Here is a 12,959-nt window from a genome sequence, read left to right on the forward strand (position 1 = left end):
CCCCAGGGGCCTAACCCGTCCGGTAACGATGCGCGCCGGCACGGCGGGCTGAGGCGCCGGACAGCCTAACCAAGCCCGTCGAGCACCGCACGGGTGCCGGACAGGCCGAGCCGGGTGGCACCCGCGTCCAGCATCGCGAGCGCGTCCGCGGTGGTGCGGATGCCGCCGCTGGCCTTGACGCCCAACCGGCCGCCGACGGTCTGACTCATCACGGCGACCGCACGCACCGACGCGCCGCCCGCGGGATGGAATCCGGTCGAGGTTTTGACGAAGTCGGCACCGGCGTCCTCGGCCGCGCGGCACACCTGCACCAGCGTGCCCCCGTCCGTCCCCGATAACAGCACCGCCGACTCCACTATCACCTTCAGCACGGCACCGGGGACGGCGGCGCGCACGGCCGCGATGTCGGCCCGCACCCCGTCAATGTCTCCGGCCTGCGCGGCGCCGATGTCGATGACCATGTCGACCTCGACGGCGCCGGATGCCACGGCCTGTTCGGCCTCGTGCGCCTTGACCGCCGAAATGTGCTTGCCCGACGGGAAACCCGCCACGCTCGCCACCGGGAGGCCTCCCCCGGCTCGCACCGCGACCGGAACCATCGACGGCGAGACGCACACGGCGTAAACGCCCAATTCGGCGGCCTCGGCGACAAGGGCGGCCACGTCGGCCTCGGTGGCCTCGGGCTTGAGCAGGGTGTGGTCGATCACCGCCGCCAGCTGGGCGCGGGTGGGTTTGCTCGCCACTAGAACCTTTCTTCGGGTGCGCCCGGATTACATCCGGACGCGACCATTTCGGCATCGTCGACGACGGGTCGCCACGGCTCCAGGTTCCAGCTGGTCTTGCCGGGCTCCGCCAGTTCGGCGAACTGCCAGTGACAGATGAACTGCGCGCGCATCCCGGCGGTGTCGGCATCCGGCGACAGCGCCAACACCTCGGTCCACGCCTCGTCGGCGAGGGCCGCATTTCCGGGCTGCCCGGCGGCCAGCCGTCCCGACGGTGTCGGGAAAACCCGCAGGCTGCTCAGGCCGTGCCACTGCGCCCACTCGGTGTGGTCGACGAACGGCGGGGACATCGTGGCCGGGTCCGCCGCCCCGGAGCCCGCCGGGCCCCAAAGTGCGACAAGCACCGCCGCCGGCGCCGCCAGCAGGGCCTTCATCGCGCTAGCGCGACTTACCTTGAATTTCCAGAAGTTTCGGCCGCACGTCGACCAGATAGACGCCCGCCGCGCACGCGGCGATCGCCATCCCGAGTACCCCGAAAACGAAACTCAGGATGGACGTCAGGGCAACGGCCAGACCGAGGATCACCAACCACACCGGCTTGGTCAGCTTGTCCGCAGCGGTGTAAGCGTCGGGCCGCTGTAGCGCGGCATGGACGAATGCATATACCGCCGTGACCAAGACGGCGATCTGCAAGACCAACATGACGGTACCCACGAGGTGGCTCACGCCTTAAGCGTATGCGGGCGCCATCCCAGACGTCGACTCGGAGTTGCCCGCAGGACAACTCCGAGTCGACCGTCTCGACCTACTTCTGGGTGACCTTCTTGGCCGCAGCCTTCTTGGCCGGAGCCTTCTTGGCCGTAGCCTTCTTGGCGGGCGCCTTCTTGGCGACGGCCTTCTGAGCCTTCTTGGCTGCCTCGTCGGACTTCTTGGGCAGCTCGATGCCGACCAGCTTGGCCGCGCGCTCACCGACCGCGCGGGTCTGCGATGCGACGGTGCCCAGCGCCTCCTGCGTCAGCTCGACGGCCTGGTCCACGTAGCCCTCGGCGCGCGCGGAGGCGTCGTCCAGGCCCGTCTGGCTGCGCAGCCGCTGCAGCGCGGCCTCGCCCCGCTCGACCAACTCGTTGTAGCGGTTGGTCGCCGCGTCCAGGTAGCCCTCGGCGGCCTTGCGCAGCTCATCGCTGGTGAACCGTTCGCGCAGCTCGTCGAGCTGCTCGGGCAGGTCCTCCTGCAGCCGGGTCAGCCGTGCGCGGCTCTCCTCCACCCGGGTGCGGGTGTCGGCGCGGGTCTCTTCGGCTCGCTCACGCAGGGTGGCGATCAGGTCATTGACAGTGGCCAGGGCCAGGTCGGCCGCGCCCAGGGCCGCGAGCAGGGGAGCCCGCAAGTCTTCGATGTTGGTGTTGTCCGCCATGGTTTTTCCTTTCATGGTTTTCCGTTTTTGGCGTTCTTGGGTGTTTGTTGTGGAAGCTGAGGCGGGCGTCTCCTTCTGGCTGGCGGCCGCCGGACCCTCGCTCCTGGGTAACCCGGGCGGCCGGTGCTTTATACATCACCACGCCATGGCGCGATGTGGAAGTCCTGCCGGCGGAACGGACTTGTCACTCGTCGCCGTAGGGTTCGGTCGAACACTCCTCGTTGCTGGATTCGCCGGCTTCGTTCTGGTGGGTGAACGATGTGTAGATGTCGAGCAGAATCTGCTTCTGCCGCTCGGTGATCGCGGTATCGGTGATGATGGCGTCGCGCACTTGACTTTTGTCGCTGGGCTCGAGAATCCCGGCCCGCACATAGAGAACCTCGGCGGAAACGCGCAATGCCTTCGCGATTTGATTGAGCACCTCGGCGGACGGCTTACGCAATCCGCGCTCCACCTGGCTCAGATACGGATTGCTGACCCCCGACTTTTCGGCGAGTTGGCGCACCGAGACTTGCGCGAGTTCACGCTGGCTCCGGATGAAGCTGCCGATGTCGGAGGCGGCATTGGACACCTTGGCGGAGAGTTTCTCCTCGGGTGCCATGGCGTGCTCCTGGGTCGGACGGTCGATCGTGATGGCCCCAGATTACTACAAGTGCTTGCTTTTGCAAGCACTTGTTAGCACTGCTAGAAAAACAGCTGCGCGACGGTGTAGATCCCCAGACCCGCCAGGGAGCCGACCACGGTTCCGTTGATCCGGATGAACTGCAGGTCACGGCCCACGTGGAGCTCGATGCGCCGGCTTGCCTCCTCGGCGTCCCAGCGCTCGATGGTGTCAGTGATGATCGCCGTGATCTCGACCCCGTACTGCGAAACCAGGTGCTGGGCCGCGCGCACGATCCAGTTGTCCACCTTGTCGCGCAGGTCGGCGTCGTCGCGCAGCGATTCGCCGATGCGCACGACCGTGTCGGCGATGCGGGTGCGCAGCGTGCTGGACGGGTCGTCCACGCCCTCGAGCACCAGCCGTTTCAGCGTGTTCCAGGCCGTCGCGGCGGCGTTGGCGATCTCGTCGCGCGCCATCAGCTGCCCTTTGATCGCGTCGGCGCGCGCGATGGTCTCCGCGTCGTATTGCAGGTCGTCGGCGAATTCGAACAGGAAACGGGTGGCCGAGCGACGCAGCTCGTGGTCGGGACTGCGGCGCACCTTGTCGGTGAAGTCCATCAGCTCACGGTGGATGCGGTCGCCGACCAGTTGGTCGATGAAGCGTGGCGACCACGTCGGCGAGTCGCGCTCGACCACCCGCTGGATCACCTCGCCGGCGTTCAGCGACCACTGAAAGGCCCGGTCGGCCAGCAGCTGGATCAGCGCCTCCTGCCGGTTCTCGGCCAGCAGGGTCGCCAGCACCCGTCCGACGGGTGGCCCCCACTGCGGTTCGGCGACGCGGCGCACGATCATCCGGTCGATCACCTGCTGGACGTCCTCGTCGCGCAGCAGCTCGACCAGCACCCGCAGCACCGTGGCCGTCTCGCCGGCCACCCGCGCGGCGTGCGCGGCCTCCGACAGCCACTTGCCGAGCCGACCGGGCACCTGCGCATCCCGCAGTTTGGTCTCCACCACCGGCGGCGACAGGAAGTTCTCCCGCACGAACGTTCCCAGGCCCTCGCCGAGCTGGTCCTTCTTGCGCTTGATGATCGCGGTGTGCGGGATAGGAATGCCCAGCGGATGCCTGAACAGCGCCGTCACCGCGAACCAGTCGGCCAGCGCGCCCACCATTCCGGCCTCCGCGGCGGCACCGACGTAGCCGACCCAGGCGCCCAGATGGGCGTGGGCCTGGGCCCACCGGCAGGCGAGGAACAAGACGCTGGCGGCGATCAGGAAGCTCAGCGCCACTGCCTTCATCCGGCGCAACGCCACCCGGCGCTCCGCGTCGGCCTGTGGGTCGGCACCGGCGAAGGATTCGGCCAGCGACGGGTGAGAGCGCCCGGTTGAGGTCACCGGTGTCGTCGAGTCCGGCCCCGCCGCTCGCGGGCCCGGCGCTTCGCCTCGAGGCGAGGCTCTGTGTACCACCACTCCATCATTCATCGTCCCGGCCGATTAGTGTGACCGCACTGTTCACAGAGCCTGCACCAGCGCGCGGCCGAAACCCGAAACAGTCGCGCACGCCGTAGTATCGAGGACGTCTAGTGAATGGGATATCGGCGACAGTGGCAGAGCGAACGTTGGCTGCGGTGGCGGCCAAGACGGATGGTCGCAAGCGGCGCTGGCACCAACACAAGGTGGAGCGCCGCAACGAGTTGGTAGACGGCACGATCGACGCGATTCGGCGGCACGGCGGCGCGTTGAGCATGGACGACATCGCCGCGGAGATCGGCGTCTCCAAGACGGTGCTGTATCGCTATTTCGTCGACAAGAACGACCTGACGACCGCCGTGATGATGCGGTTCACCCAAACCACCCTGATTCCAAATATGGCCGCGGCGCTGACGTCCAATCTCGACGGCTTCGACCTGACCCGCGAGGTGATCCGCGTGTACGTCGAGACCGTCGCGAACGAGCCCGAGCCGTATCGCTTCGTGATGTCCAACAGCTCGGCCAGCAAGAGCAAGGTGATCGCCGACTCCGAGCGGATCATCGCCCGCATGCTCGCGGTGCTGATGCGCCGCCGCATGCAACAGGCGGGGATGGACACCGGTGGCGCGGAACCCTGGGCCTACCTGATCGTCGGCGGCGTGCAGCTGGCCACTCACTCCTGGATGTCCTCCCCGCGCATGAGCCGCGACGAGTTGATCGACTACCTGACGATGATGAGCTGGAACGCGCTGAAGGGCATCGTCGAGGTCGGTGGATCGCTGCAGAAGTTCCGCGAAGAGCCCCATCCTTCGCCGATCGTGCCGCCCCGCGGGCATGAGGATCGGTCCCAGCTCTAGGGCTCGCAACGCCGCACGGCGGGCCTTCTTTTGTGAATTGGGCCCATCTCGTGTGACGCTAAAGACCCGCTGGGAGGACGACTTGCATCGACGCAGCGACTACCATCCAGGGGTGCATCGGGGGTGACGCATGGGTGCGTCGTGCTGGCTGGCAATCCCTGCCTCCGCATAACGAAAGGCTCTTCTCGACATGTCCGTCCAGCTCACGCCGCATTTTGGAAACGTGCAGGCCCACTACGACCTGTCTGACGACTTCTTTCGGTTGTTCTTGGACCCAACCCAGACGTACAGCTGCGCCTACTTCGAGCGCGACGACATGACGCTGGAAGAGGCGCAGCTCGCCAAGATCGACCTGGCGCTGGGCAAGCTGAAGCTCGAGCCGGGGATGACGCTGCTGGACATCGGCTGCGGCTGGGGCGCCACCATGCGACGGGCCATCGAGAAGTACGACGTCAACGTCGTGGGCCTGACGTTGTCGGAGAACCAGGCCGAGCACGTGCAGAAGACGTTCGACGAGCTGGACACCCCCCGCACCCGGCGGGTGCTGTTGGAGGGGTGGGAGAAGTTCCACGAGCCCGTCGACCGCATCGTCTCCATCGGCGCCTTCGAGCACTTCGGCCGCCAGCGCTACGGCCGCTTCTTCAAGATGGCCTACCAAGTGCTGCCGTCCGACGGTGTGATGTTGCTGCACACCATCGTTCGCCCCTCCTTCAAAGATGCCCGGGCGCGGGGCATGAGGCTGACCCACGAGATCGTTCATTTCTCGCAGTTCATCCTGACCGAGATCTTCCCGGGCGGCTGCCTGCCGACGCCCCAGACCGTCGGCGAGTACGCGGTCACGGCCGGCTTCGAACTGACCCGGGTCCACTCACTGCAGCCGCACTACGCGAGGACCCTGGAGACGTGGGCGGCCGCTCTCGAGGCCAATCGCGACGAGGCCATCGCCATCCAGTCCGAAGAGGTCTACGACCGCTACATGAAGTACCTGACCGGTTGCGCGAAGCTCTTCCGCCAGGAATACACCGACGTCGACCAGTTCACGCTGGAAAAGTAGCCGCGAGAGAACCCAACGTCACGGCCTACTTCACGAGGGTGAACTGCCCGACGTTGCTGATGCCCTTACGGAAGAAGTTCTCGCAGCCCGTCAGGTAGTGCATGTACTTGTTGTAAACCTCTTCGGACTGCATCTCGATCGCCTGTTGCCTGTTCGCCTCGAGATTGGCCGCCCAAAGGTTGAGCGTGCGCTCGTAATGCTCCTGCAGCAATTGGACTTTCTCCACCGAGAATCCAGCGCCCTGCCCAAACTTGAAAATATCCTCCTGCGCCGGCAACTGCCCGCCCGGGAAAATTTCGGTGCCGATGAACCGTGCGAATCGAATATCGCGCATCGTGATGGAGACACCGCGCTCATACTGCTGCTTTTGGGTGTACGTCAAAATCGTATGCAACAACATACGGCCGTCATCGGGAAGAATATTGTAGGCGCGTTCGAAGAACGCGGCGTACCGCTCCATCTTGAAAGCTTCGAAGGCGCCGATGGTGACAATCCGATCGACCTTGTCCTCGAACTCTTCCCAGCCCTGCAGGCGCAGCTCAACGTTGCGGTTGGTCCGCAGTCCGGCCAGTTTGCTCTTGCTGTACTCAAACTGGTTGCGGCTCAGCGTGATTCCGATGACATTGACGTCAAATTTCTCCACAGCCCGTTTCAGCGCCTCGCCCCAGCCGCAACCGATGTCCAGCAGCGTCATCCCGGGCTCGAGGTCCAACTTTCCCAGCGCCAGGTCGAACTTCGCGATTTGCGCCTCTTCGAGTGTCATATCGTCACGGGCGAAGTATGCGCATGTATAGGCCATCGTGGGGTCTAGGAATAGTGCGAAGAATTCATTCGAGACGTCGTAGATAGATTGCGACTCCTCGTAAAATGGCTCCAATGCCGTCATGCCCGCTCCATATCTTTCGCCCCGTTATTGAACTCAAGCATAATAACCGATTCGCAGGATGCTGAAGCCCAGCGACCCAACTTGGCGCGGTCAGCTGGCCATCCAGGCGCCGTTAGATCATCAGTACGTGTAGAAGCCCCGGCCGGTTTTCTTGCCGAGCCGGCCGGCCTCGACCATGCGCAGCAACAGCGGCGGCGGGCCGAACTGCGGTTCCTTGAATTCCTCGAACATCTTGTCCGCGATCAGCTTCAGGGTGTCCAGACCCACGAGGTCGGACAGCCGCAGCGGGCCCATCGGGTGCGACAGCCCGGCGACAACCGCCTTGTCAACGTCTTCGATGCTGGCAAAACCGGCCTCCACCATGCGAATTGCCGACAACAAATAGGGAACCAGCAGCGCGTTCACGACAAAGCCGGACCGGTCGGAGCAGCGCACCACCTGCTTGCCCAGGACCGCGCTTGCGAACTCCTCGGTGCGCGCGGCGGCCGCTTCGTCCGTGACCAACGTGCTGACCAACTCCACCAGCGGGAGCACCGGCACGGGGTTGAAGAAGTGCAGGCCCAGCACCCGCTGCGGGTTCTTGGTGGCCGCGGCGATCTTCATGATCGGGATGCTGGAGGTGTTGGATGCCAGGACCGCGTCGGGATCGCTGATGGCGCCGTCGAGTTCGGCGAAGATGTCCGCCTTGACGGCCTCATCCTCGATGATCGCCTCGATGACCAGCTGGCGGTCGGCGAGGTCCTTCAGATCGGTGGTGAAGGTGAGCTTGCTCAGCGCGCGGTCGCGCTCCCGCTCGGTGACCTTGCCCGCGCTGACGCCGCGCTCCAGCGACTTCACGATGCGGTTACGTCCGGCCGCGATCAGGGCCTCGGTGGTCTCGAACACCGTCACGTCGACACCGGCACGGACCGAGACTTCGGCGATGCCGGATCCCATCTGGCCGGCCCCGACAACCCCTACCCGCTGAATCGCTGCGTCACTCACTGTCATCTCTTTCGGTGTCGTATCGTCTTGCACCGCAATAGGCCCCGCCCAGGTTCGCTGGGCGGGGCCTACGCTACTTCACCGCCGAACAAGCGCGGAATCGCGTCAACTGAGCCGCAGGAGCGCGATTCCGTGCCTGTTCAACACCCCTCAGTGACTCAATCCATCGGTTTCACTTCGTCCTCGCGGGCCAAGGCCCGCTCGTCCTCAGTGAAACTGACCCTCTTCGGTGGAACCGGTCAGCGCGGTGGTCGACGAGGTGGGGTCGACCGTGGTGGCGATGCGGTCGAAGTAACCGGCACCGACCTCCCGCTGGTGCTTGGTCGCGGTGTAGCCGCGCTCCTCGGCGGCGAACTCGCGCTCCTGCAGCTCCACGTACGCGGTCATCTGGTTGCGGGCGTAGCCGTAGGCCAGATCGAACATCGAGTAGTTCAGCGCGTGGAAGCCGGCCAGCGTGATGAACTGGAACTTGAATCCCATTGCGGCAAGCTCCTTTTGGAACTTGGCGATGGTGGCGTCATCCAGGTGCTTCTTCCAGTTGAACGACGGCGAGCAGTTGTACGCCAGCATCTGGTCGGGGAACTCGGACTTGACGCCCTCGGCGAACTTGGCGGCCAGGTCGAGATCTGGCGTGCCGGTCTCCATCCAGATCAGGTCGGAGTACGGCGCGTAAGCCTTGGCCCGGGCGATGCAGGGCTCGAGGCCGTTCTTGACCCGGTAGAAGCCTTCCTTGGTCCGCTCACCGGTGATGAACGGCTGGTCACGCTCGTCGACGTCCGAGGTGATCAGGGTGGCCGCCTCGGCGTCAGTCCGGGCGATGACCACGGTCGGCACGTCGCAGACGTCGGCCGCCAGGCGGGCCGAGGTCAGCGTCCGGATGTGCTGCTGGGTCGGGATGAGCACCTTGCCACCGAGGTGGCCGCACTTCTTCTCCGAGGCGAGCTGGTCCTCCCAGTGCGAGCCCGCGACGCCCGCGGCGATCATCGCCTTCTGCAGCTCGTAGACGTTCAGCGCACCGCCGAAGCCGGCCTCGCCGTCCGCGACGATCGGCGCCAGCCAGTTCTCCACCGACCGGTCACCCTCGACCCTGGCGATCTCGTCGGCGCGCAGCAGCGCGTTGTTGATGCGACGCACCACCTGCGGCACCGAGTTGGCCGGGTACAGGCTCTGGTCGGGGTAGGTGTGGCCGGACAAGTTGGCGTCACCAGCGACCTGCCAACCCGACAGGTAGATGGCCTTCAGGCCGGCGCGGACCTGCTGGACGGCCATGTTGCCGGTCAGGGCGCCGAGCGCGTTGATCCACTCCAGGTCGTGCAGCTGCTCCCACAGCACTTCCGCGCCGCGGCGGGCCAGTGTGTGCTCCTCGACCACGGTGCCCTGCAGGGCGACGACGTCCTCGGCGCTGTAGGTACGGGTGACACCCTTCCAACGCGGGTTGGTGTCCCAGTCCTTCTGGATCCGTTCGGGGCTCTTCGGGGTGCCAACGACAGACATTGGGCATGCTCCTTAACGATCTTCACTACATGGGCTTGGTGACCGCTTCACCGGCGGTAGCTAGAGGCTCAACTTCGCTGGTGTGCTAACACGAAGATGGCACAGCTGTTGACGCAGGTCCAGCCGTTTCATTTGCCAATTTCGGCAACGACTTGGAGCCGATTAGCAAATCTTGCGAAGATGAGCGCAAACTTAACCGTTTCAGAAGCTACCCGTCAGTAACCCCATATTCGCAGGTCAGAATGGAAATTGACGGAGGTGACGGTTTGGCTACCGAGTGAAGATCGCGGCGACCGCTTTCGTCTCGTCGCCAACGGCGTATGTGAGCGTTGTAACAGTGCGATCGGCCAGGTCGGGACCGAATTGATCGGTCGAACCGGGCGGGTGCACGTGCGAGATGATCTCCAGTTTGTCGCCCAGCGCCACCGGCGCCTCGTGCTCGATCGTGATGCGCAGCGGCAGCTGCATGACCTCCAGGTGCGAAGCCAGGTAGTCCTCGATCACGCTCCAATAGACCGAGTTGTTCATGTGGTCGAACAAGTCGATGTCGGTGACCCGGACGGGAAACTCGTGGATCTCCGCAGCATCGTCGCGGCTGCCCGGCTTCAAATAGCCCTTCCACCGCAGCCGGTCGACGGACGTGGTCTTGTGCAGGCCCGCGAGGAAGTCGTCGGAGATGCGCGACGGCATCTGCGTTTCCCGGTTGATGTTGATCCAGAAGGCCTCGGACTCGATCAGGCCGCCCTTGCGTCCGTCGACGCGAACCCGCATCTCGCACCACCGGTTCGACGTGCCCGAACACCACCTACGACACCGCAGAATGTCCTGGAACTCGATCGGACGGATCAGGTCAAGCATCGTGCGGCGAACGATCCATAGCGGGTGGGTCTCCTCGAAACCCATCTCACGCAGCTGGTCCTGGCCGATGTCCTGGATGTGCCGGCACGCGGCGTCCAGTCGCAGCCGGCCCGTGCGGTCGATGTCGGCCACCCGCAGCGGCCATTCGCGATCGAACACGTCGGGGTGGCCGTCGGGAACCGGCATCAGTTCTTTGTCCAGGCTCACGGCTTCGCTCCCCGTTTCCTCCTCGTGGGCACCCCAGGCCAGTCCTGAGGCCTCCGTTGCGAATCATGCCAACGACCTGAGGCAAAAACCAATCGCGACGCGACTCCTGGCCGCTGCGAACTCTGCCAACTTCCGCTTAGCAGCCCCGGTACCCTGGGTAAAGTGTCCAAGACCTTCGTCGGCTCCCGGGTCCGCCAGCTGCGCAACGAGCGCGGGTTTTCTCAGGCCGCGCTGGCCCAGATGCTGGAGATCTCGCCGAGCTATCTGAACCAGATCGAGCACGACGTTCGCCCGCTGACGGTGGCGGTGCTGCTGCGGATCACCGAGGTGTTCGGCGTGGACGCGACGTTCTTCGCCTCCCAAGACGACACCCGGCTAGTCGCGGAGCTGCGCGAGGTGACCATGGACCGGGACCTGGACGTCGATGTCGACCCGGCCGAGGTCGCCGAGATGGTCGGCGCCCACCCCGCCCTGGCCCGCGCGGTGGTCAACCTGCACCGGCGCTACCGGATCACCACGGCGCAGCTGGCCGCCGCCACCGAGGAGCGGTTCTCCGACGGCAGCGGCAGCGGCTCGATCACCATGCCGCACGAGGAGGTGCGCGACTACTTCTACCAACGCCAGAACTACCTGCACGAGCTGGACACCGCCGCCGAGGACCTCACGATCCAGATGCGACTGCACCACGGCGACCTGGCCCGCGAGCTGAATCGCCGGCTGACCGAGGTGCACGGGGTGCACATCAACAGACGGATCGACCTCGGCGACACCGTACTGCACCGGTTTGACCCTCAGACCAAGACGCTGGAGATCAGCAACCATCTCTCGCTCGGTCAGCAGGTTTTCAAGATGGCCGCCGAGTTGGCCTACCTCGAATACGGCGATCTCATCGACAGCCTGGTGGAGGAGGGCAAATTCACCAGCGACGAGTCGCACACGCTGGCCCGGCTGGGGCTGGCAAATTACTTCGCCGCGGCCGCGGTGCTGCCCTATCGCCAATTCCACGACGTCGCTGAGAATTTCCGCTACGACGTCGAGCGGTTGTCCTCCTTCTACTCGGTGAGCTACGAGACCATCGCGCACCGGCTTTCGACGCTGCAGCGGCCGTCGATGCGCGGCGTGCCGTTCTCGTTCGTCCGGGTGGACCGGGCCGGTAACATGTCAAAACGCCAGTCCGCCACCGGTTTTCACTTCTCCTCCAGCGGAGGCACCTGCCCGCTGTGGAACGTGTACGAAACGTTCGCCAACCCCGGCAAGATCCTGGTCCAGATCGCCCAGATGCCCGACGGCCGCAACTACATGTGGGTGGCCCGGACCGTGGAGCGCCGGGCCGCGCGGTATGGTCAGCCGGGTAAAACCTTCGCGATCGGCCTGGGCTGCGAGCTTCGCCACGCACACCGGCTCGTTTACTCGGAAGGACTCGACGTCTCGGGGGATTCAGGAACAGTGGCCACACCGATCGGCGCGGGCTGCCGGGTCTGCGAACGCGACAACTGCCCGCAGCGGGCCTTCCCGGCCTTGGGGCGCGCCCTGGATCTGGACGAGCACCGCAGTACGGTCTCCCCGTATTTGGTGAAGCAACCGTGACCGGCGCTCAGAATGGCCGCATCCCGTCGGGGCGGTTCCGTGAGCTGGGCCCGATCAACTGGGTACTCGCGAAGGCGGCCGCGCGCACGGTCCGGGCGCCCGAGATGCATCTGTTCACCACGTTGGGTCAGCACCGGTTGCTGTTCTTGGCGTGGAGCGTTTACAGCGGCCGCGTGCTGCGGGGCCGGCTGCCGGCGATCGACACCGAGTTGGTGATCCTGCGGGTCGCCCACGTGCGCGGTTGCGAATACGAGCTGCAGCACCATCGCCGGATGGCCGCCAAGCAGGGGCTGGACGCGGACCTGCAGGCCGCGATCTTCGCGTGGCCCGAGCGGCTGGACCGGGTCGAGGGGCGGCTGACCGTGCGGCAGCAGGCGCTGTTGACGGCGACGGACGAGTTCGTCAAGGACCGCACCATCGGCGACGCCACCTGGCGGCGGCTCGCCGAGCATCTGGACCGGCGTCAGCTGATCGAATTCTGCTTGCTGGCAAGCCAATACGACGGGCTGGCCGCGACGATGGCGGCACTGGACATCCCGTTGGACAACCCGCGCTAGTTACAGGTAGACGTTGGCGAACACGGCCAGGGTGAGCAGCAGCGGCGGCACGGGCAGCCCGAACCCGAACCCCGACCACGCGTATTTCCGCCGCCGGCGCAGGAACGACGCCCACGTCGTGGCGCACACCGCCAGCGCAAGCGACAGCAGCAACACCGTCGGGGCCCACTGGCCCACCGCCGCGTTGTCGTCGGCGATCGAAAAGGCCGCCAACCACAGGACATAGCCCGCGGCGAGGCCGCCAATGGCCCCCAGAACGATGTCGCTGCGCATGG

Annotated in this window: 15 protein-coding genes; 4 read left to right on the forward strand and 11 right to left on the reverse strand. The window is 65.5% G+C overall.

Annotated features, from left to right (window positions below; genetic code table 11):
* Positions 1 to 65: 65 nt before the first annotated feature.
* From deoC to AWC17_RS28455, 6 genes are all read right to left on the reverse strand, one after another.
* A complete protein-coding gene (gene deoC / locus AWC17_RS28430; RefSeq protein WP_046182978.1) occupies positions 66 to 743 on the reverse strand; it encodes a deoxyribose-phosphate aldolase in 678 nt (225 codons plus the stop codon).
* Positions 743 to 1,156: a DUF2599 domain-containing protein gene (locus AWC17_RS28435; RefSeq protein WP_046182977.1), complete on the reverse strand. Its 414-nt coding sequence runs from the start codon at positions 1,154 to 1,156 to the stop codon at positions 743 to 745. Before AWC17_RS28435 ends, deoC begins: the two co-directional genes overlap by 1 nt.
* A 4-nt stretch (positions 1,157 to 1,160) precedes the next feature.
* The gene (locus AWC17_RS28440; RefSeq protein WP_040621261.1) at positions 1,161 to 1,448 is read right to left on the reverse strand and encodes a DUF2516 family protein; all 288 of its coding nucleotides are present in this window, start codon (positions 1,446 to 1,448) and stop codon (positions 1,161 to 1,163) included.
* A gap of 79 nt (positions 1,449 to 1,527) precedes the next feature.
* Positions 1,528 to 2,133: a heparin-binding hemagglutinin HbhA gene (gene hbhA / locus AWC17_RS28445; protein ID WP_046182982.1), complete on the reverse strand. Its 606-nt coding sequence runs from the start codon at positions 2,131 to 2,133 to the stop codon at positions 1,528 to 1,530.
* A gap of 184 nt (positions 2,134 to 2,317) precedes the next feature.
* A complete protein-coding gene (locus AWC17_RS28450) occupies positions 2,318 to 2,734 on the reverse strand; it encodes a helix-turn-helix domain-containing protein (RefSeq protein ID WP_046182976.1) in 417 nt (138 codons plus the stop codon).
* Positions 2,735 to 2,817: 83 nt separating this feature from the next.
* Positions 2,818 to 4,200, reverse strand: coding sequence for a DUF445 domain-containing protein (locus AWC17_RS28455; RefSeq protein WP_141224843.1), 1,383 nt, complete (start codon positions 4,198 to 4,200; stop codon positions 2,818 to 2,820).
* Positions 4,201 to 4,334: 134 nt separating this feature from the next.
* Here AWC17_RS28455 and AWC17_RS28460 point away from each other — a divergent pair, with 134 nt between their 5' ends.
* Together AWC17_RS28460 and pcaA are read left to right on the forward strand one after the other, a co-directional pair.
* Positions 4,335 to 5,057: a TetR/AcrR family transcriptional regulator gene (locus AWC17_RS28460; protein WP_046182974.1), complete on the forward strand. Its 723-nt coding sequence runs from the start codon at positions 4,335 to 4,337 to the stop codon at positions 5,055 to 5,057.
* Between the two features lie 190 nt (positions 5,058 to 5,247).
* Positions 5,248 to 6,111: a cyclopropane mycolic acid synthase PcaA gene (gene pcaA, locus AWC17_RS28465; protein ID WP_046182973.1), complete on the forward strand. Its 864-nt coding sequence runs from the start codon at positions 5,248 to 5,250 to the stop codon at positions 6,109 to 6,111.
* A 25-nt stretch (positions 6,112 to 6,136) separates the two neighbouring features.
* Here pcaA and AWC17_RS28470 read toward each other — a convergent pair whose 3' ends face one another.
* The 4 genes from AWC17_RS28470 to AWC17_RS28485 form a co-directional block, all read right to left on the reverse strand.
* Positions 6,137 to 6,997 (reverse strand): cyclopropane mycolic acid synthase family methyltransferase, encoded by an 861-nt coding sequence (locus tag AWC17_RS28470; RefSeq protein ID WP_046182972.1) that lies wholly within the window; start codon positions 6,995 to 6,997, stop codon positions 6,137 to 6,139.
* A gap of 120 nt (positions 6,998 to 7,117) precedes the next feature.
* On the reverse strand, positions 7,118 to 7,981 hold the full coding sequence (locus tag AWC17_RS28475) for a 3-hydroxybutyryl-CoA dehydrogenase (protein WP_141224834.1): 864 nt from the start codon (positions 7,979 to 7,981) through the stop codon (positions 7,118 to 7,120).
* Positions 7,982 to 8,188: 207 nt separating this feature from the next.
* Positions 8,189 to 9,475: an isocitrate lyase gene (gene aceA / locus AWC17_RS28480; RefSeq protein WP_046182970.1), complete on the reverse strand. Its 1,287-nt coding sequence runs from the start codon at positions 9,473 to 9,475 to the stop codon at positions 8,189 to 8,191.
* 270 nt (positions 9,476 to 9,745) lie between these two features.
* Positions 9,746 to 10,540 carry an acyl-[acyl-carrier-protein] thioesterase gene (locus tag AWC17_RS28485; RefSeq protein WP_046182969.1) on the reverse strand — a complete coding sequence of 265 codons (795 nt, stop codon included), beginning with the start codon at positions 10,538 to 10,540 and terminating at the stop codon, positions 9,746 to 9,748.
* A 162-nt stretch (positions 10,541 to 10,702) separates the two neighbouring features.
* Between AWC17_RS28485 and ramB the strand changes: the two genes are divergently transcribed.
* Together ramB and AWC17_RS28495 are read left to right on the forward strand one after the other, a co-directional pair.
* Positions 10,703 to 12,127: an acetate metabolism transcriptional regulator RamB gene (ramB, locus tag AWC17_RS28490; RefSeq protein WP_046182968.1), complete on the forward strand. Its 1,425-nt coding sequence runs from the start codon at positions 10,703 to 10,705 to the stop codon at positions 12,125 to 12,127.
* The gene (locus AWC17_RS28495) at positions 12,124 to 12,684 is read left to right on the forward strand and encodes a carboxymuconolactone decarboxylase family protein (protein WP_046182967.1); all 561 of its coding nucleotides are present in this window, start codon (positions 12,124 to 12,126) and stop codon (positions 12,682 to 12,684) included. Before ramB ends, AWC17_RS28495 begins: the two co-directional genes overlap by 4 nt.
* Here AWC17_RS28495 and AWC17_RS28500 read toward each other — a convergent pair whose 3' ends face one another.
* Positions 12,685 to 12,957, reverse strand: coding sequence for a hypothetical protein (locus AWC17_RS28500; RefSeq protein ID WP_046182966.1), 273 nt, complete (start codon positions 12,955 to 12,957; stop codon positions 12,685 to 12,687).
* Positions 12,958 to 12,959: the final 2 nt, after the last annotated feature.

This window comes from Mycobacterium nebraskense, from assembly GCF_002102255.1.
Taxonomy (GTDB): domain Bacteria; phylum Actinomycetota; class Actinomycetes; order Mycobacteriales; family Mycobacteriaceae; genus Mycobacterium; species Mycobacterium nebraskense.

Bases quoted from the DNA above. Each gene is read 5' to 3' on its own strand.
- AWC17_RS28435 (WP_046182977.1), bottom strand. From the start codon at position 1,156: ATGAAGGCCCTGCTGGCGGCGCCGGCGGCGGTGCTTGTCGCACTTTGG.
- hbhA (WP_046182982.1), bottom strand. From the start codon at position 2,133: ATGGCGGACAACACCAACATCGAAGACTTGCGGGCTCCCCTGCTCGCG.
- AWC17_RS28450 (WP_046182976.1), bottom strand. From the start codon at position 2,734: ATGGCACCCGAGGAGAAACTCTCCGCCAAGGTGTCCAATGCCGCCTCC.
- pcaA (WP_046182973.1), top strand. From the start codon at position 5,248: ATGTCCGTCCAGCTCACGCCGCATTTTGGAAACGTGCAGGCCCACTAC.
- AWC17_RS28470 (WP_046182972.1), bottom strand. From the start codon at position 6,997: ATGACGGCATTGGAGCCATTTTACGAGGAGTCGCAATCTATCTACGAC.
- aceA (WP_046182970.1), bottom strand. From the start codon at position 9,475: ATGTCTGTCGTTGGCACCCCGAAGAGCCCCGAACGGATCCAGAAGGAC.
- AWC17_RS28500 (WP_046182966.1), bottom strand. From the start codon at position 12,957: ATGCGCAGCGACATCGTTCTGGGGGCCATTGGCGGCCTCGCCGCGGGC.